This is a genomic window from Streptomyces sp. NBC_00076 (assembly GCF_045041235.1).
GTDB lineage: Bacteria > Actinomycetota > Actinomycetes > Streptomycetales > Streptomycetaceae > Streptomyces.
In genome coordinates, this window is the sequence record NZ_CP108242.1 from 6,448,810 (window position 1) to 6,466,212 (window position 17,403).

Sequence of the window (17,403 nt, forward strand, 5' to 3'; positions counted from 1 at the left end):
CTTCTCGCGGGCGTCACGCTGGTGATGCGGCGGCGGTCAGGAACCCGCGAACATACCCGGCCACGGTGTCCAGGTGGCTTTCGAGCAGGAAGTGTCCGCCTCCGGGGACCAGGTGAATCTCCGCGTCCGGCAGGTCCCTTGCGAAGGCGCGTGCGCCGTCCGGGCCGAAGATCTCGTCGCCCGCGCCCCAGACCGCGAGGAGAGGAACCTGGCGTTCCCGAAAGTAGGCGTGCACCTGAGGGTAGAGGGGTGGATTGCTGGCGTAGTCGCGGAACAGGGCGAGCTGCACGAGGTCGTTGCCTGGCCGGCTGACCTCGTGGTGGTCAGCGGCCCAGGTGTCGGGATCGACCAGCTCGGGTCGGTCCACGCCGTGCAGGTACTGCCAGCGGATGGCGTCGAGGGAGAGGGCGGCACGGACGGCGGGTTCCGTCTGAGGGCCCGGGTTCTCGCAGTACGCCCACACCGGCTTCCAGAACTCCGGTACGAAGCCGTCCTCGTAGGCGTTGCCGTTCTGTGTGATCACCGCGGTGATCGCGTCCGGGGTGCGCAGGGCCAGCCGCCAGCCGATGGGTGCGCCGTAGTCCTGGACGTACACGGCGTAGCGCGTGACGTCGAGCTGGGCCAGAAGGGCTTCGGTGATGTCGGTCAGGGAGTCGAAGGTGTAGGGGAACGCGTCCACGGACGGGACATCGGAGTTGCCGAAGCCGAGGTGGTCGGGGGCGATGACGTGGAATCGATCGGCCAGAGCCGGAATGAGATGGCGGAACATGCGCGAACTGGAGGGGTATCCGTGCAGGAGTACGAGCGTGGGCGCCTCGCGGGCTCCTGCCTCGCGGTAGAAGACGCGATGTCCCCGCACTGTCGCGTAGTGGTGGCGGACCTCAACCATGCCTAACCCCTTTGGTGTCTTTTGATGGTTACCTCGTGGCGTCCAGTAGACCGCCCTTGAAGTAACCTGTCAAACGTCTTGATGGAGTTAGCTGGGGAGGTGGGGGACCGTGCTGGACGACCAGGCCCTGATGCAGGCGCTGAACAGCACCCCCGTCACAGATGGCCGACGCCAGGACCTGTGGCGTGACGACCATGAGGTGGACACGTGGGCGCGGGAGCGCGGGGGGCTGGGCGGCGACGAGGAGCGCCGATGGCTGCGCACCGCCCGGGACGCGCTCCAGGCGGTGGAGTCGGGGGCGTCGGCGGAGCCCCGTCTGCGTCGAGTCCTCGCAGGCGTTCGCAAGGTCCCGCAGCCCAGCGCGTCGGGCATCGAGTGGCAACTGGAGGTGCCGCCGGAGCGCAGGCTCGCCGTGGAACTCGTGCTCGCGTGGGCGGACGTCAAGGAGCGCATGCCCGGCCGTCTGCGGCCGTGCGGGAACCCTGAATGCCGCCTCTTCCTTTTGGACCGCAGCCGTGCCAACACCGCACGGTGGTGCTCGATGAAGACCTGCGGAAACCGGCTCAAGGCCCGCCGGCACCAGGCTCGGGCACATGAGACCCCACGCCCCGAGTAGAGCGCCGGCGAGTCGGCGCTCGCACGGGCGGACTCGCGTTTGTGCGTCACGGTTAGTCGCCGTGTGGGTCGCCGCGCCGGCAAGCGAGTTCGAACCAGACCGTTTTGCCGATGCCGTGCTCGCGAGGAGCCGCGCCCCAGTTGTCTGCCAGCGTGGCCACCAGTGCCAAACCTCGGCCCGACTCGTCGTCAGGTGACGCGTTCCGGGGTGCGGGAAGCGTGTCGTTCGCGTCCGTCACCCATACGCGGACGCGCTCGTCGTCCAGGGCGCAGCGGGCCCAGATCTCCCGGCCAGGAGCCACCTTCGCGTGGCGGTACGCGTTCGTCATCAGCTCGCTGAGCAGCAGGACTGCCGTCTCCGTCACGTCGTCGGGAAGCTTCCACGAAGTGGCCTGTTCCTGGAGGAGGGTTCGGGCTCTCCTCACGCTGCGGGGGTGACGCGGGAGGCGCCACTCGATGTCCTTGGGGGCGCCAGCTGCCGGAGCGGGCTGGGTGTGGTCTCCGGGCATTGGCATGCGCTTCGGTCCTCGCGTGTGATTCTCCGTCATTTGCCGTGATCAGGCTGGTGGTTGGCGGTTAGCCTCGGGAGTAGCGGTACGGGTACACAGCGTGGTTGTACACGGTGTGGCGGCGGGAAGCGGGTTCGCGCGGTGACTTCCGGGGCGTCTCAGCAGGCTCAGCAGAACTGGCGGTACTGCGGCGGGCAGATCAAGTTGTGGCGGGAGGAAGCGGGGGTCGCCCGGCAGGCCCTGGCCGACGAGGCCGGGTACGACTACGAGTACGTCAAGTCCATGGAGTGCGGGAGGCGACGGCCGACGCTGAGGCTGTTGCAGGTCGCGGATCAAATGTGCGGGGCGCGGGGGAAGTTGGCGGCCGGGCATGAGTTCCTGAAGCCGGAGCCGTTTCCGGCACGATCACAGGAATACATGGGGATCGAGGCGGAGGCGATCGCCGTGCATGACTACTCGCTGGGTCTGGTTCCGGGGCTCTTGCAGACCAAGGAATACGCCCATGGGCTGATCAGCGAGAGTTGCCCGCCGCTGGACGACGAGACGGTCGAGGAGCGGGTTGGGGCCCGGTTGGCGAGGCAGGAGGCGCTGACCCGCCGTACCAAGACGGTGTACGGGTTCGTCATCTACGAGGCTGCGTTGCGTACGGAGGTCGGGGGACGAGACGTCATGCGGCGGCAGTTACTTCATCTGCTGGCGGTCGGTGCGCTTCGGAACGTGTCCGTCCAAGTGCTGCCTTTCGGGAAGTGCGGCGGCCTTGCGCTCAACGGCTCGTTCATTCTGCTTGAGACAGTTGAGCACGACCGCTTTGCTTACGTTGAGGGCCCAGAAACAAGCGTTCTGCATGCCGACGCCGACAAGGTCAGTGTCCTGGCTCAGGTCCATGGCATGATCCGCATGGATGCCCTCGGAGTTGAGGAGTCGGCAGCGTTCATCAGGAAGGTGGCCGAGTAGCTATGAAGGAACCGCTGACATGGTTCAAGTCCAGCTACAGCGACTCACAGGGCGGCGCCTGCCTCGAAGTCGCCGCCTGCCCCCACACGATCCACGTCCGCGACTCGAAGCTCGGAGCTCGAAGCCCCCGCTTCGAAGTCCCCCCGAACGCCTGGGCCGTCTTCGTCGCGTACGCCTCCCGCGAGGCCTGAGCCCCGGGCTTCGAGAGTCGAGATCCGAGCCCTTTTTGCAAGGAATGGGCGGAAAGACTCAACCCACCCTCCCGCCCTCCCCGAGCCTCAACTGCCGCGCGTACCAGCGCGCATGACTTTTCGTGATCGGCTTGCGACACACCGTCGCGACCCTCTAGCGTTCGCGACAACAAACAACCCCGGTCGGGTGCTACCAACACCCGCCGGGGTCTCACCCCAAGATCCGCGATTTAGGACGATCTCGTGGCTTACGAAAACTCTAGCGCGGCCATGCCCGCACCCGCAGCGCATCCCATGGCCAAGCCCGGTTACGGCAAACGCTCCGCCCCGGACCAGAAGCCCCCGCGCCGAGGCGACTTCGACCATCTCCCCGCCCGAGAGGCGTACCTCGCGAGCTTCCTCGACCAGCTCTGCGAGAACGCGGCCATGGATGCCAAGACCATCGCCAAGGCGCAGCCGCTCTACGGTCAGCAGGCCGTCCGCTCAGGGTTCAAAGAACTCGGCAGGGCCGGCCACCTGCGGCGCGTACGCCGTCGTATTCCGCCGGAACAGGGCGCGACAGGCACCCGCTGGGTCTTCCACACCTACTGGTCGCGCACCGCACGTGGCGACGCATGGTGGGCCCGCTTCCTCGAAGGTGACGTGACGTCCGATGCGCTCGCCGAAGCGGCGCCTGCGCCCGCGCCCCAGGCTGCCACCGGCGACGCACCACCGCACTCCGTGTCACATCGGTCCGACAGCGACCACGCCCCCGCCGCCAACTCCGCCGCGTACGACGCCCTTGCTCGACTCGGCCTTCAGGACCCGCGTCTGGCTCTGTCCTCCGCCGACTGCACCTCCCTCGAACAACTGGCTGCCGAATGGCTCACCCGTGGTGTGGTGCCGGACCACTTGGTGCAGGTTCTCGCTGCGGGACTTCCGGACCGCGTGCACTCGCCGCGTGCTTTCGTCGGGCGGCGGCTCGTCGACAAGATGCCGCCTGAGCCGCCCGCCCGGGAGGAACGCCCTTGTCCCCGCGCACGCCTCATCATGGAGTGCACCGAGTGCCGCGTTCCCGGCCGCCCGGAGGCCCTGCCCGGAGGCCTCTGCCGAGCCTGCCGCGGCGCCACCACGGCCGAAGCACCGCGGGCACTACGCCCGACGGCGGTACATGTCCGAGCCGCACAGGTGCGCGGGGCGATGCGCATGCCGCTGCGCGCGTGAGCCGTTTCCGCGCGCGGCCCACAACCTGTCCATCGCCCTCAATAGGACAACAGGAGTCTCTCGCATGGCCATGCGATGCCCTCGCGCCTTGACAGCCAAGAAGCCCATCTCCGTCACTCTCGACCCGGACGTGCTCGAAGAGCTGCAGCGGCTCGTCGACGCGGGCGAGGCGGCTTCGATCTCAGCCGTGATCAACGAGACCCTGAGAAGCCGTGTCGAACGCCGACGGCGAGCCGAACAGGCACGGGAGCATGTCGAGGAAACGCTGCTCGGCGGCAAGGCGTTGACGGACGAGGAACTCGTCGAGGCGCGCGGCATGCTGGCCGCGAGCAAGGCCCGCACCGACGCCCGCCGCAAGGGTGCGGCGGCGTGAGTGACGGCGTCTCCTGGACCATCTCGGTCTGCTAGCCCTCGGGCGCGGGCATCGCGTGCTGTCCGGATTCATCGTGGCAGCGCACGAGGACCCGCTGTACATGGTGGCGGTTCCAGCTCTCAGCATGGCCAAGGCAACGAGGAGTCGCCCCGGTATTGCGGTTCACCTGGCTCAACTCCCCGCCGTGGAGGTGGCCTCGGTCGACCGGATCGTCGCCGACACCACGGGGCGTATCGCGACCACGCTCTTCGTGCTGGGCTGCCGTACATGGCCGCTGTTCAGCATTGCAGATGGCACGCAGTGGTGTGGAACTGACGCGCAACTCGGTTACTTACAGGACGTCCTGACGTTCCCAGTACTCGGCTCCAAGGACGGGAGAGTTGTGGTAGCGCTGAACCAACCGTTCGAAATGGACCCCTTCAAGGGGAGAAGCGTGAGTGCGCCGGTCCACGATGTAAGGCTCGATGGCTGCCCAGACCTGCGGCGGGGAGCGGTGGAAGCAAGCGACTACGAGGTCGAAAGCCAACAGCCTTTGCTCGACTAGGACTCCCAGCATTTCGAGCTGATCGTGAAGCTGCCAGAAGGAGTGGAAATCTTCGGCACTCATACCGGCCGGATCAAATTGCTCAGGCGATCCGAACTCGCCGCTTATGAGGCGACGCCGAAAGTGGCGCGCTGCTTGCGAGTGATACTTCTCCTGGAAGGAGATGAGAAGTTGCACATGCCTTGAAAGGCGTGCTTCCTTGATCTGCGAGTACGCGAAAAACGAGGCAGTTACGATGAAAACGGTTCCGATTGCGGAACTAACGGCACTGACGGCTTCCCATAAATCCCCCATGTCTGCAGTACAGCACTTTGTCGAGCCCTTGGGTAGGTGGCGGCGACGCCCGCCAGCCGATGAGGCCTCTGGGTGCTCCGACAGCCTTGCTCGTCCCAGCTCCCAGCGGGATATGCGGACGCCTCCATTCCCGCGAGCGCGTTGGACATCCACTTCAGGAGAGGAACAGGGTGATCTCGCTCCTGAACTGCGGCTTTACCAGGTGAGGCAGCGGGCGGGTACTCGTTGGAACACCGGTGTTGGCCGTGGCTGGCCCTTGCATCTGGCACGGTTGTGGCACGAACCTCAACCGCCGACAGCCAGCCACGATGGCGGGTGCGCCAACCGACCAGGCTCGCGTATGCCTCGCTGCGCCCCCCCACCGGCCTCAACCACGTTGCCAGTGCCGTCGCCCAAGCACCGCTTTAAGAGAGAGGCTGGGCTGTCATGCCGGTGACCCGCAGATTCGATGTCTGGTGGAGCCGTCGGTAACTCGATCGCAAGTTACTGCCGTTGACCGTGGCTGACCTCAGCATCTGGCACGGTTGTGGCACGACCCTCAGCCGATGAAAGTCAGTCACGATGTTGGGTGCATCGACAGATGAGGCGCGCGAATGTCTCGCCCCACCCGACCGGCCTCAACCACACTACCTTGTGTCATTGGCCAGAGCCGGACGTGACGGCTGGCCCATGACGAGGTGAGGTGTTGCACATCTGGAGCTCTCAGCTTGAGAAACCGCGCCGCTCTGAGTCTCTGCATTTTAATTCCCGGGAAGTGATTGATACTTCGACGATCACACCTCTCAATACTTGAATCATCGACCGCACTGTATCGCTTTGAAGATGCACCTGTATTGCAGCGCGCTTAGCATGAAACATGCCGAGCGGCGCGCCCAAGAGCGGCAGCCGCGGCAACACTGATTGATCTCCAGAAATGACGGGAGGTGGCAGTCATGCCATCCGCCAGTAATACGGTTCTGGATGCGGATAACGATGTGGCTGGTTACGGCAGATCCTCGTGGTGGCAGCGTGCCGTTGCACACATAGCAGAACTTCAGTGTCAACTCAACCGAATTAAGTCGCTAAATCCTAAGGGGCTTGCGCCGCATGAGGAAGAGATTGCGGCTAAGATTGAAACACATCTCAATGCTGCACGGCAGGCGGCGGATCGCAAAAAGAATCCGTGGTCCATGATTTCTGGAGCAGATATAGACCGAGCATTCGCCAATATACACAGAGCGGAAACGAAGATTCTTCGCCTCACGCCTAAGGCGGAGCTGGGCGAATTGGGGCCGCTAGTCCTGGCAAACGCCCGACAACATCTGGGTGAAGAAGATCCTCGCCGCATCAAACTAGAGAAGGAGCTCCGGAGCAACGGCCACAGGCTCACCGAAGAGATGCGCGAACTTGCCGTCACGACGTTGCTAGCAGCTCAGACGGCAGAAGAAAAGGAACGGGCGAGGGCTCGGAGTTTTCGAAATATACTACTGGTGTCCGTGATGGCGACGACGGTCATTGCTGGAGTGTTCATTCTTTGGGCGTTTTTGTCTCCATCGTCGATCGTGTCAAATATTTGCTTCACTCCGGACCCAACCAAACCTCAAGTTTGCCCGATTGGCAGCACGGAAACCGGTCAGGATATGCTGATCGTAATGGCCTTTGGTTCAGCCGCAGCGGCCTTCGCGGCGGCAGTCTCCCTGAAAGGGATTCAGGGGACGTCGACTCCATATTCGGTCCCCTTGATGCTAGTGCTGCTCCGGATCCCGGTAGGGGCCTTGGCTGCCCTGATGGGCCTTGTTCTGATACATGGAGGGTTTATTCCAGGCCTTTCTAATCTGGATAGCGCGCCGCAGATTGTGGCTTGGGCGATCCTATTTGGCATACTGCAAGAGAGCGTCACGCGGCTGGTAGACCGACAAGGTAAGGATGTTCTAAATAACGTACGTGGAGCCGAACGCGAGTTTCAGAAGGTCTCAAGGAAAAAATCTGACGCGCCTTGAGAAATGCACTGACCGGCCACAAACCAGAGCTGCACGATGCCCGGCACGGGGGCGCCACGCATCCCACTGCTGCCGGGGTGCTCCCCGCGTCGTGATGGAGATCCTTGGCCACAGCCAGATCAGCATCAGCATGTACACGCACGTCGTCCAGGACACCCAGCGGGAGGCCATCAGTCACATGGATCGGCTGCTCAAGAGGAGGCCCGGTCGTGAGTGACCGCCCTCGTTGGTGTCAAAAGTGGATGACAAAGCCCCCGGACCATGATCGGTCCGGGGCCTTTTGCCTGGTGCCCCCGGCAGGATTCGAACCTGCGACACCTGCTTTAGGAGAGCGCTTGTGGCTCGAGCAGAGAGTCGAGCGGGACTGAGGACGCAGGGGACGTAGAAACGTAGAGGACGAGCGACGAGCGCATCACGTCACACTTCGCGTCCCCCCTTCCCGCCCCTCACCCCACCCGCGTACCCCCCGCGAACGGCATCTGGTCGATCGGGGCCAGGCGTACCGGTGCTGAGGGGTTCGGGGCGTGGATCATCTGGCCGTTGCCCACGTACAGGCCTACGTGGCTGATGCCGGAGTAGAAGAACACCAGGTCGCCCGGGAGCAGTTCGGAGCGGGAGACGCGTTGGCCTGCGCCGATCTGGGCGTAGGTCGTGCGCGGGAGGGACACGCCCGCGGAGCGGTACGCGGCGAGGGTGAGGCCCGAGCAGTCGAATGCGGCCGGGCCGGTCGCGCCCCACACGTAGGGGCTGCCCAGTTTGGAGTAGGCGAAGGAGACGGCTGCCGCCGCACGGGAGTTGGGTGCGTCGGAGGTGGCCGTCCCGGTCGCCGCCAGGCGGTCCCGCGCGGTGCCGGTGGAGCGTGCGGCGCGGGCCGTGCCGCCGCCGCCCGCCCCGTACCGGGCCCGTTCCTCGGCGGGTAGTCCTGACAGCAGCCGTCGGGCCGTGGTCAGCTTCCCGTTGACCGTCTCCTTGTGCCGCTTCAGCTCCGCCTGCCGGGACTTCAGCGAGGTCAGCTCGATGCGCGCGGCCCCGCGTAACCGTTCGATCTCCCGCAGCTGTCCGCGCACGTTCGCGACGGACGTGGCCTGCCTGCTGCCGGCCCGCTCGACGAACTCGGCCCCGTCCAGGTACTGGTCGGGATCGTCGGACAGCGCGAGTTGCAGCGCGGGATCAAGGCCGCCGTCGCGGTACTGCGCCCTGGCCATCGAACCCAGCGAGTCCCGGGCCGAGTTGAGCTTCTCCGTCCGGCGTGCCGCTTCGTCCCGCAGCGTGGAGAGGCGCTGCTGCGCGGTGTCCGCCTTCTCCTTCACGCCGTTGTACTTCTCGGTGGCGATCTCCGCCTCCTGGTACAGCCTGTCCACCTTCGCCTTGACCTGCGCCGGCGTCAGCTGGGGCTCGGCGTGTCCGGTCCCGTCGAAACCCGTCGCCGTCGCCGCGCCCGCGAGGGCGATCGTCGCCGCCGCGCGGGCCGTGTTGCCGCTGACCGAACGTTGCCGGGGCTTGCGGTGCGCTGCCAACTGGACTGCACGTCCTTTCGTACGACCGCCTGATCCGTACGAACGCCAAGCGGAGCGGACGTACGGCCGCCCCGGGGGGCGGATGACGCGTCCGGCGGCGCCCCGCACAGGGGGAGCGGACCGCCGCCGGACCTTCTCGGCGGTGGTGGCCGACTGCCGCCCCTGGCCCGGGCGGCGGTGGGGAGTCGGTCACCTGGTGAAGGACGCTAAACCCGACTGTGACGGCTCGGTAACGGGATGTACGGAAGTGCCGCGAGAGGACCGGCTGGTGACCGTATGTGACCGTGATTCGACTTCGGTGCCGTCGTCTTCACGCAGAGCGATGACCGAGGTGGGGAATGCGCGCCCCGGGATGTCCGCCAGGTGCTATGGCCGCATATATGCAAGATCCGATCCGGTGCGGAGGGCCGGAATGCGGGGAGGGCCGGTGTCAGGTGCCTCCCGCACCCTGATTAGGCTCCGGCCTCATGGACGTACTCATCCATCTCTTCGTCGGCCTGCACATCATCGGCATCGCCTCGCTGCTCGGCGGCTTCCTCACCCAGATGAAGGCGATGGGCCGGGGCACCGCCCGCTTCGTCCCGGCGATGCTGCACGGCGCCCTGACGATGCTCGTCACCGGCGCGATCCTGGTCGGCCTCAACCAGGCCGACGACCAGCCCGTCAACAACATCAAGATCGGTGTGAAGCTGGCCCTGCTGATCGTGATCCTCGGCCTCGTCTATGTGAAGCGGGACGACGAGCGGGTGGACAAGAGCATGTTCGGCGTGGTGGGTGCGCTGACCACGGCGAACATCTTCATCGCGGTGCTGTGGACGTGATCTCCGGACGGTCGGCGGCGTAGGCCGACAGGACCGCGCCCGCGGCACAACGCGCGGGCGCGGCACAAGGAGGGCAGCCCCCGCGCCGGAGGCGGCGGCGGACCGACACCGCCCGCCTCCGGACGGGAACGGTCAGGCCGGTCGCACCACGCGGTAGATCGACGACTCGCCGTCGTAGTAGATCGACTCCTCGCGGACGTACGCGCCCGGCTTCGGAGCGTGGATCATCATGCCGTTGCCGATGTACATGCCGACGTGGCTGATGTCGTCGTAGAAGAACACCAGGTCACCGGGCTGGGCGGCGGAGAGGGAGACCGTGGTGCCGGCGTTGACCTGGTCGTAGGTGACGCGCGGGATGTCGACGCCGGCGGCCTTCCAGGCGGCCTGGGTGAGGCCGGAGCAGTCGTAGGAGTCGGGGCCGGTGGCGCCCCAGACGTACGGCTTGCCGATCTGGGCGCGGGCGAAGGCGAGCGCCTTCTCGGCCTTGGTGGCGTACGAGGCGTCGGGCGCGTCGGACGAGGTACCGGTCGAAGTGCCGGTCGAGGACGAGGAGCCCGTCGAGGAGCCGCTGTCCTGCTGCTGAGCCGCCGCCTCCCGGGCCTGCTGCTCCGCCGCCTGTTGCTGCTGCGCCAGCTCGGCGGCTCTGCGCTTCGCCTCCTCCTGCTTCTTCTCCTCGATCGCGGCGAGCCGCGCCTTCTCCTCGGCGGTCAGCTGCGACAGCATGCTGCGGGCGTCGGCGAGTTTCTTCTGGACGGTCGCCTTGGCCGTCTTCAGGTCGCCCTGCGACTCGGTGAGCGTCTGGAGGCTCTCGGTGGCCTCCTTGCGCTTCTCCATCGTCGCGGACTGCTCGGTGACGTACTCGTCGACCGCGCCCTTCTGCCTGTTGGTCAGCCGGCCCATCAGCTGGGTCTGGTCGAAGTAGTCCTGCGGGGAGTCCGCGAGCAGGAAGGTCGCGGTGTCGGGTGCGGAGGCACCGGTGCGGTACTGGGCGGCGGCGAAGGAACCAAGCTCCTCCCGCGCCTCGTTGAGCTTCTGGGTGCGCTGGGCGACGTCTTCGAGGAGAGTGTCGACTTGTTTGCGCTGCTTCCCGGTCTTCTCCTTGGCCGCGTTGTACTTGTCGGTCGCCGACTCCGCCTGGCGGTACAGGTCGTCGACCTTCTGTTCGACCTCTTCGAGGCTGGGTTTGTCGTCGGCGGGGACGGCTTGCGCCGATTGGGACAGCAGGGCGACGGAGGTGAGGGCCGCCGTGGCGAGGGCCGGGGTCCGTATGCCTGCTACGCGCGTACCAGCGGGACGCGACTTGCGGTGCGACGCCAAGGGAGGCGACTCCTTCCACGTTCCGCCTACCGAGTTAGCTGTCGGGTTCGGGCGGGAGATGCGGAAGGGTTGCCCTACGGCCTTGTCCCAGGGGGAGTTGGGCCGATTCACCCCAAGTTCGGTGGGTCCCCGGTTCCATTCGCGCGGCGGCGCTGCGGATTCGGCGGAGGCCGCGCGGCCCGGCGAGGTTCGCCGGTGGAGGTCGTACGGCCTGTCCGGCACGGTAGCCAACTCGTGTGGCCGCTGTGAAGGTTGATGTTCGATATGCCCGATACATTTTTGTGACCTTCAGTCAGAGCGTGGCTGATCGTAGTAGGTTCATGGTGATTTTCCTTGATCTGTAATGACTCGTTCTGTTTCGTGAGCTCGGCGATGTCCGCCCGTTTCGGTCGGCCCGGACGGCAAGGTCCACGTCCCCGCCTGGTCCGTCGCGGACCGTGATGGCGTCATCTCGAAGGGTGAGTGAGGCCGGGTGGACGGTTCCGGAAGACCCTCGGGGTCTGGGCCCGCCGCCGGATTCCGGCGATGTTCTCGGGGTGGCGGCGGGCTGTCAGTGGGGGGTCCTAGACTCGGAGTGCGATGAGCAGCCTCTTTGATGACAGCTTCCTGGCGAACCTCCAGGCCCCTCGCGGGCACGAGGAGGGACCCCCGCCGCCACCCGAGGACGATCACGTACCGGAGCCCGTTCCGGACGATCTGTTCGGCGGGAAGTTCGACGTGCCGCCGGACCGGGACACCCACTACCGCGACGGTGCCCCGCGCCCGGCGGTGGACCCGGCCGCGCTCCTGGAGGGGCTGAACGAGAACCAGCGCGAGGCCGTCGTGCACGCCGGTGCCCCGCTGCTCATCGTGGCAGGCGCCGGTTCGGGCAAGACCCGTGTGCTCACGCACCGCATCGCCTACCTGCTCGGCGAGCGGAACGTGCATCCGGGCCAGATCCTCGCGATCACCTTCACCAACAAGGCCGCCGGCGAGATGAAGGAGCGCGTCGAGCAACTCGTCGGCCCGCGCGCGAACGCGATGTGGGTGATGACCTTCCACAGCGCGTGCGTCCGCATCCTGCGCCGGGAGTCGAAGAAGCTGGGCTTCACCTCCTCCTTCTCGATCTACGACGCCGCCGACTCCAAGCGTCTGATGGCCCTGGTCTGCCGCGACCTGGACCTCGACCCCAAGCGCTTCCCGCCGAAGTCCTTCAGCGCCAAGATCTCGAACCTGAAGAACGAGCTGATCGACGAGGAGGACTTCGCCGCCCAGGCCACCGACGGCTTCGAGAAGACCCTCGCCCAGGCCTACGCCATGTACCAGTCGCGGCTGCGCGAGGCGAACGCCCTCGACTTCGACGACCTGATCATGACGACGGTCAACCTGCTCCGCGCCTTCCCGGACGTCGCCGACCACTACCGCCGCCGCTTCCGGCACGTCCTCGTCGACGAGTACCAGGACACCAACCACGCCCAGTACTCCCTGGTCCGGGAGCTCGTCGGCACCTCCGAGCACCCGGTGGACGTACCGCCCAGCGAGTACGACCTCCAGCCCGCCGAACTGTGCGTGGTGGGTGACGCCGACCAGTCGATCTACGCGTTCCGCGGCGCGACCATCCGCAACATCCTCCAGTTCGAGGAGGACTACCCGGACGCGACGACGATCCTGCTCGAGCAGAACTACCGCTCGACGCAGACGATCCTCACCGCCGCCAACGCGGTCATCGAGCGCAACGAGTCCCGCCGTCCCAAGAACCTGTGGACCAACGCGGGCGCGGGCGCGCGCATCACCGGCTATGTCGCCGACACCGAGCACGACGAGGCGCAGTTCGTCGCCGACGAGATAGACCGCCTCACGGACGCGGGCGACGCGAAGGCCGGCGATGTCGCCGTCTTCTACCGGACGAACGCCCAGTCCCGTGTCTTCGAAGAGATCTTCATCCGTGTCGGCCTGCCCTACAAGGTCGTCGGCGGTGTCCGCTTCTACGAGCGCAAGGAGGTCCGGGACGTCCTGGCCTACCTGCGGGTCCTCGCCAACCCGGAGGACTCGGTGCCGCTGCGGCGGGTCCTGAACGTGCCCAAGCGCGGCATCGGCGAGCGCGCCGAGGCGATGATCGACGCACTGTCCCAGCGGGAGAAGATCAGCTTCCCGCAGGCGCTGAAGCGGGTCGACGAGGCGTACGGCATGGCCGCGCGCTCCACGAACGCCGTGAAGCGGTTCAACACGCTGATGGAGGACCTCCGTACCGTCGTCGACTCCGGCGCGGGCCCGGCGACCGTCCTGGAGGCGGTGCTCGAACGCACCGGCTACCTCGCGGAGTTGCAGGCCTCCACCGACCCCCAGGACGAGACCCGGATCGAGAACCTTCAGGAACTCGCCGCCGTCGCCCTGGAGTTCGAACAGGAGACCGCGGAGGGGGAGGCGTCCGGTTCGCTCTCCGACTTCCTGGAGCGGGTGGCCCTGGTCGCCGACTCCGACCAGATCCCCGACGAGGAAGAGGACGGCTCCGGAGTCATCACCCTGATGACCCTGCACACCGCCAAGGGCCTGGAGTTCCCGGTCGTGTTCCTGACCGGCATGGAGGACGGCGTCTTCCCCCACATGCGCGCCCTCGGTCAGACCAAGGAGCTGGAGGAGGAGCGCCGCCTGGCGTACGTCGGCATCACGCGCGCGCGGGAACGGCTGTATCTGACACGGTCGTCGCTGCGGAGCGCGTGGGGGCAGCCGTCGTACAACCCGCCCTCCCGTTTCCTCGAGGAGATCCCGCCACAGCACGTCGACTGGAAGCGGACCGGTGCTACTTCACCGGTGTCCTCCGGCCCGGTGTCCGGGGTGGCGGCCTCGCTGTCGTCGTCCCGCTCCCGCTCGTCGGCGTCCGGGGCGTCCGGCTTCGCCACCCGCCGGAGCTCGGAGAAGCCGGTGGTGGCGCTGGCGGTCGGGGACCGGGTCACCCACGACCAGTTCGGGCTCGGAACGGTCGTGGCCGTGAAGGGCACGGGCGGCAACGCCGAGGCGACGGTCGACTTCGGGGAAGAGAAGCCGAAGCGACTGCTGCTGCGGTACGCGCCGGTGGAGAAGCTGTAGCTCTCAGGCCCTGTGCGGCTCTCATGCCCTGAGCCCCGGTCCAACGGCCGGGGCTCACAGGGGCACAGGGGAGTCGAGGTGCCTACGTCGGGTTGATCCCGTGGCTGCGCAGCCACGGCAGGGGGTCGACCGCCGCGCCGCCGGCCGGCCGTACCTCGAAGTGCAGGTGGGGGCCGGTCGAGTTGCCGGAGTTGCCGGAGTACGCGATCGGGTCGCCGGCCTTCACGGTCGTACCGGATGAGACCCGGTAGCTGGAGAGGTGGCAGTACCACGTCTCCGTGCCGTCCTTCGCGGTCAGGATCAGCATGTTGCCGTACGCGCTGTTCCACTGCGTCCGCACGGTGCCGTCGGTCGCGGCCATCACGGTCGTGCCGTAGGAGACGGGGAAGTCGATGCCGGTGTGCACGGACATCCAGTTGATGCCGGACTGGCCGAAGTAGGCGCTGAGCCCGTGCTGCGCGACCGGCAGCGCGTACTTGGGGCGCAGCCGCTCCTTGCGGGCGGCCTCCGCGGCCGCCTGCTTCTTCTCGGCCGCCTGCTGGGCCTTGAGGTCGATACGTTCCTGCGTACGGCTGACCCGGTCGCTGAAGTCGTCCGCCTCGGCGGAGAGGGTCTTCAGCTGGGCGTCCAGTTTGTTGTTCGCGACGGCCGGCTTCACGGCGGCGGCGTCCGACGCGGTGGTCGACGTCTCCTGGTCGCCGCCGGTCAGGGTGCCGACGGAGGCGGCCGCGATCCCCGCGACACCCATCACACACGCCGAGGGGACGGCCACCGTCAGCAGCGCGGACCGCTTGGCGGGCATACGGCGGCGGGACCGGGACCCGCCACGAGACGCGGCGCGGGACGACGGGGCCGGGGCCGGGGTCGGTGCGACCTCTTCCTGGTCGTCGAGGAGAGTCCCGTGAGCGGAGTGAGCGGCATGAGGGGAGTCGGACGCGGGCGGCATCCCCGACCCGTCCGCCATCTCGCCGGTGTCGGTGAACTCGCCGTCGCCCGGCACCTGTTCGCCGTACGTGACCTGGTCGAAGGTCGCCGTCGCCTGCTGGTCGAAGGACTCGACCTGGGGGGCGTACTCCTCGGAGCCGGTGGCGGCGTGGGGGCCGTCGGAGTTCCACTGCGTGGCGTCGTACGCCCCGGTGTCGAAGGCCTGCGTGCCCCATTCCCACTGCTGGGTCTGGTCCGCCTGGCCGCCGGACTGGTCGGGCTGGAGCCAGGCGTTCGCGTCCCACTGGCCGCTGGTGTCGGGGCCGGTGGCCTGGGACGGGATCGCGGAGAGCTGCTGGTGCTCGCCGGTCCAGCCGGTGGTGTCGTACGCGCCGGTGTCGTAGGCGGCGTGGTGCTGCGCCGCGTATATGTCGTAGTTCAGGGTCTGGTGACCGGCCGTGGGCCAGGCCGACGTGTCGTACGAGCCGGTGCCGTCGCCGGGAAGACAGCCGAAGAGGGGGTCGGACTCGAAGGTCGTCGTGGCATGGGCGCCGGCGTCGATACCGGTGGTGCCGAAACCTGTGGCCTCGATACCGGTGGTGTCGAAATGGGTGGCGTCATGGCCGCCGTACGTGGTGAAGTCGCCGTACTGGGCTTCCTGGGCGCCGTAGGACGGGTAGTGCGTGGAGGCGGCGTCGGAAGCCGGAGCCGGGGTGGTTGTGCTCCCCGACGGGGGACGGTCGTTCACCAACTTCTCTTTCGCCTCGACAACAGGGGCTGCCAGAGCAGTGCGGCGACTGTACCCGGCGGTACGCGGGCACGACAATCTTCGGCAGGTTTCCCGCGCGCAGGAAACGGGCAATCGGCCGTGTTTCGGGGGACTGCGGACGAGGGTTTGGCCCTGTGTTCGAAGAGCGTTCGACGTTGAAGTGCTGTCGGATGGCTGTTCTTCTGCTGTGTGGGGCGGTTGGGGCAGTCGTGGTCGTCGCTCCGCGCCGGGTTACGCGACCGTCAGTCCGCCGGCGCGCGCGGCGGTCTTCTCGCCCGGGCGCGCCGCGTCGAGAACCTGCCGTATCCCGGCCGCGACGGCGGGGTGCACGGGCAGTGCCAGATGCCCGATGCCGGTCACCCGCACGTTGTCCGCGGTCAGGTCGGGGTGGTCGACACAGGCTGTCTCCAGCGGGTCCATCACATGGTCCAGGTCGCTCCAGAAGCTGACGAAGTGCGTCCGGCAGCCGGGGCAGGGTTGGGTCAGCTCTTCGAGCAGTTCGGAGCCGGGGCGCATCTGGCGCACGATCGGGTGGGCGTTCGCCAGCGGTACCACCCGGGTGCCGGAGTGCGGGGTGCCGAGCGTCACGAGGGTGCGCACCCGGGCGTCACCGCCCAGGCGTTGCACGTAGTAGCGCGCGATCAGACCGCCCAGGCTGTGCCCGACGACATCGACCTGCTGACTGCCCGTGCGCTCACAGATCTCCTCTATGTGCCGCCCGAGCAGCGCCGCCGCGGTACGTATGTCGCAGGTCAGCGGCGAGTAGTTGAGCGACTCGATCTGCTGCCTGCCGTGCTGGGCGAGGCTGCGGCGCAGCAGGACGAACACCGAGCGGTTGTCGATGAAGCCGTGCAGCAGCACGACCGGCGGCTTGGCTTCCCTGGGCAGCTGGGCCGTGCCGTCCGACGGGGCGGGGATGCGGGGCACGGTGGCGCGGCGCTCCTGTGTGATGCCGGAGGGGTAGAGGAGGAGGTGGCCCGCGAGGATCGCGATCTCCAGGGCGGTCGCCTTCAGGAAGGTCAGGGAGAGGGTCGCCAGTCTGCTCGGAAGCAGGCGCTGGAGCGGAAGAAGGGTCAGTGCTTCCCTGGTGACCTTCATGGCCGACCTCCTGTCGGCGCGCGGAAGGACTGCTCCGTCCCCCGTGTGCCCTTGTGGGGAGACGTGGCGGAGGTCGTCGACGGGGCGCGAGCGGGGCGGGTCCGGCCGATGACTCGGTGAGGCTCCTTGCCGGTGTGGCGACGAGGCTCCCCGCTGTCGTGCCGTTCCTGCCCTGCGTGCCCTTCGCGCCCTCGTCGATACGCCTCACCGCCGCGGCGCGCGGTCTGCGGCGCGGCGGTGAGGCGACCTCGTTGCGGCTCCCGAACGTGTCCCATTGTGTGATTTCCCCTTCGGTGACCTTCGCGAAACTGCCGGGTACGGGATGCCGGCGATAACGCGC

General features: G+C 67.2%; 15 protein-coding genes, 1 pseudogene and 1 riboswitch. Of the genes and pseudogenes, 10 read left to right on the top strand and 6 right to left on the bottom strand.

Features of this window, described 5'->3' with window-relative positions:
* Nucleotides 1-13: 13 nt before the first annotated feature.
* Nucleotides 14-889, bottom strand: coding sequence for an alpha/beta fold hydrolase (locus OHA64_RS29495; protein ID WP_405618079.1), 876 nt, complete (start codon nt 887-889; stop codon nt 14-16).
* A 109-nt stretch (nt 890-998) separates the two neighbouring features.
* Between OHA64_RS29495 and OHA64_RS29500 the strand changes: the two genes are divergently transcribed.
* Nucleotides 999-1,505, top strand: coding sequence for a CGNR zinc finger domain-containing protein (locus tag OHA64_RS29500; protein WP_405618081.1), 507 nt, complete (start codon nt 999-1,001; stop codon nt 1,503-1,505).
* Between the two features lie 52 nt (nt 1,506-1,557).
* On the opposite strand, the gene OHA64_RS29505 is transcribed toward OHA64_RS29500, so the two are convergent.
* Nucleotides 1,558-2,019, bottom strand: a complete 462-nt coding sequence (locus tag OHA64_RS29505; protein ID WP_405618083.1) for an ATP-binding protein — start codon at nt 2,017-2,019, stop codon at nt 1,558-1,560.
* Nucleotides 2,020-2,154: 135 nt separating this feature from the next.
* On the opposite strand from OHA64_RS29505, the gene OHA64_RS29510 reads away from it, so the two are divergent.
* The 7 genes and pseudogenes from OHA64_RS29510 to OHA64_RS29540 form a co-directional block, all read left to right on the top strand.
* Nucleotides 2,155-2,967 (top strand): helix-turn-helix domain-containing protein, encoded by an 813-nt coding sequence (locus OHA64_RS29510; protein WP_405618085.1) that lies wholly within the window; start codon nt 2,155-2,157, stop codon nt 2,965-2,967.
* Nucleotides 2,968-2,969: 2 nt separating this feature from the next.
* The gene (locus OHA64_RS29515) at nt 2,970-3,158 is read left to right on the top strand and encodes a DUF397 domain-containing protein (RefSeq protein ID WP_405618087.1); all 189 of its coding nucleotides are present in this window, start codon (nt 2,970-2,972) and stop codon (nt 3,156-3,158) included.
* Between the two features lie 270 nt (nt 3,159-3,428).
* Nucleotides 3,429-4,361: a hypothetical protein gene (locus OHA64_RS29520; protein ID WP_405618089.1), complete on the top strand. Its 933-nt coding sequence runs from the start codon at nt 3,429-3,431 to the stop codon at nt 4,359-4,361.
* A gap of 88 nt (nt 4,362-4,449) precedes the next feature.
* Nucleotides 4,450-4,734 (top strand): ribbon-helix-helix protein, CopG family, encoded by a 285-nt coding sequence (locus OHA64_RS29525; protein WP_405618091.1) that lies wholly within the window; start codon nt 4,450-4,452, stop codon nt 4,732-4,734.
* A 73-nt stretch (nt 4,735-4,807) separates the two neighbouring features.
* Nucleotides 4,808-5,278 carry a hypothetical protein gene (locus OHA64_RS29530; RefSeq protein WP_405618093.1) on the top strand — a complete coding sequence of 157 codons (471 nt, stop codon included), beginning with the start codon at nt 4,808-4,810 and terminating at the stop codon, nt 5,276-5,278.
* A 1,226-nt stretch (nt 5,279-6,504) separates the two neighbouring features.
* Nucleotides 6,505-7,551 (top strand): hypothetical protein, encoded by a 1,047-nt coding sequence (locus OHA64_RS29535; RefSeq protein ID WP_405618094.1) that lies wholly within the window; start codon nt 6,505-6,507, stop codon nt 7,549-7,551.
* Nucleotides 7,552-7,580: 29 nt separating this feature from the next.
* Nucleotides 7,581-7,768: pseudogene (locus tag OHA64_RS29540) on the top strand (site-specific integrase); the annotation flags it as partial.
* A gap of 229 nt (nt 7,769-7,997) precedes the next feature.
* On the opposite strand, the gene OHA64_RS29545 reads toward OHA64_RS29540, so the two are convergent.
* Nucleotides 7,998-9,068, bottom strand: coding sequence for an NlpC/P60 family protein (locus OHA64_RS29545; protein WP_405618096.1), 1,071 nt, complete (start codon nt 9,066-9,068; stop codon nt 7,998-8,000).
* Nucleotides 9,069-9,535: 467 nt separating this feature from the next.
* On the opposite strand from OHA64_RS29545, the gene OHA64_RS29550 reads away from it, so the two are divergent.
* Nucleotides 9,536-9,889 carry a hypothetical protein gene (locus OHA64_RS29550; protein WP_405618098.1) on the top strand — a complete coding sequence of 118 codons (354 nt, stop codon included), beginning with the start codon at nt 9,536-9,538 and terminating at the stop codon, nt 9,887-9,889.
* A gap of 132 nt (nt 9,890-10,021) precedes the next feature.
* On the opposite strand, the gene OHA64_RS29555 is transcribed toward OHA64_RS29550, so the two are convergent.
* Nucleotides 10,022-11,206, bottom strand: a complete 1,185-nt coding sequence (locus OHA64_RS29555; RefSeq protein WP_405618100.1) for an NlpC/P60 family protein — start codon at nt 11,204-11,206, stop codon at nt 10,022-10,024.
* A 7-nt stretch (nt 11,207-11,213) separates the two neighbouring features.
* Nucleotides 11,214-11,382, bottom strand: a riboswitch (cyclic di-AMP (ydaO/yuaA leader).
* Nucleotides 11,383-11,785: 403 nt separating this feature from the next.
* On the opposite strand from OHA64_RS29555, the gene pcrA reads away from it, so the two are divergent.
* Entirely contained in the window at nt 11,786-14,272 is a 2,487-nt protein-coding gene (gene pcrA / locus OHA64_RS29560; RefSeq protein ID WP_405618102.1) for a DNA helicase PcrA, read from the top strand.
* 82 nt (nt 14,273-14,354) lie between these two features.
* On the opposite strand, the gene OHA64_RS29565 is transcribed toward pcrA, so the two are convergent.
* Nucleotides 14,355-15,944, bottom strand: a complete 1,590-nt coding sequence (locus tag OHA64_RS29565) for a M23 family metallopeptidase (protein WP_405618104.1) — start codon at nt 15,942-15,944, stop codon at nt 14,355-14,357.
* Nucleotides 15,945-16,196: 252 nt separating this feature from the next.
* Nucleotides 16,197-17,063, bottom strand: a complete 867-nt coding sequence (locus OHA64_RS29570) for a lipase family alpha/beta hydrolase (protein ID WP_405618106.1) — start codon at nt 17,061-17,063, stop codon at nt 16,197-16,199.
* Nucleotides 17,064-17,403 lie beyond the last annotated feature (340 nt).

What these genes read in the sequence shown, in the direction of transcription:
- OHA64_RS29535 (WP_405618094.1), top strand. Translation starts at nt 6,505, where the DNA reads ATGCCATCCGCCAGTAATACGGTTCTGGATGCGGATAACGATGTGGCT.
- OHA64_RS29520 (WP_405618089.1), top strand. Translation starts at nt 3,429, where the DNA reads ATGCCCGCACCCGCAGCGCATCCCATGGCCAAGCCCGGTTACGGCAAA.
- OHA64_RS29515 (WP_405618087.1), top strand. Translation starts at nt 2,970, where the DNA reads ATGAAGGAACCGCTGACATGGTTCAAGTCCAGCTACAGCGACTCACAG.
- OHA64_RS29495 (WP_405618079.1), bottom strand. Translation starts at nt 889, where the DNA reads ATGGTTGAGGTCCGCCACCACTACGCGACAGTGCGGGGACATCGCGTC.
- OHA64_RS29505 (WP_405618083.1), bottom strand. Translation starts at nt 2,019, where the DNA reads ATGCCAATGCCCGGAGACCACACCCAGCCCGCTCCGGCAGCTGGCGCC.
- pcrA (WP_405618102.1), top strand. Translation starts at nt 11,786, where the DNA reads ATGAGCAGCCTCTTTGATGACAGCTTCCTGGCGAACCTCCAGGCCCCT.
- OHA64_RS29570 (WP_405618106.1), bottom strand. Translation starts at nt 17,063, where the DNA reads ATGAAGGTCACCAGGGAAGCACTGACCCTTCTTCCGCTCCAGCGCCTG.
- OHA64_RS29550 (WP_405618098.1), top strand. Translation starts at nt 9,536, where the DNA reads ATGGACGTACTCATCCATCTCTTCGTCGGCCTGCACATCATCGGCATC.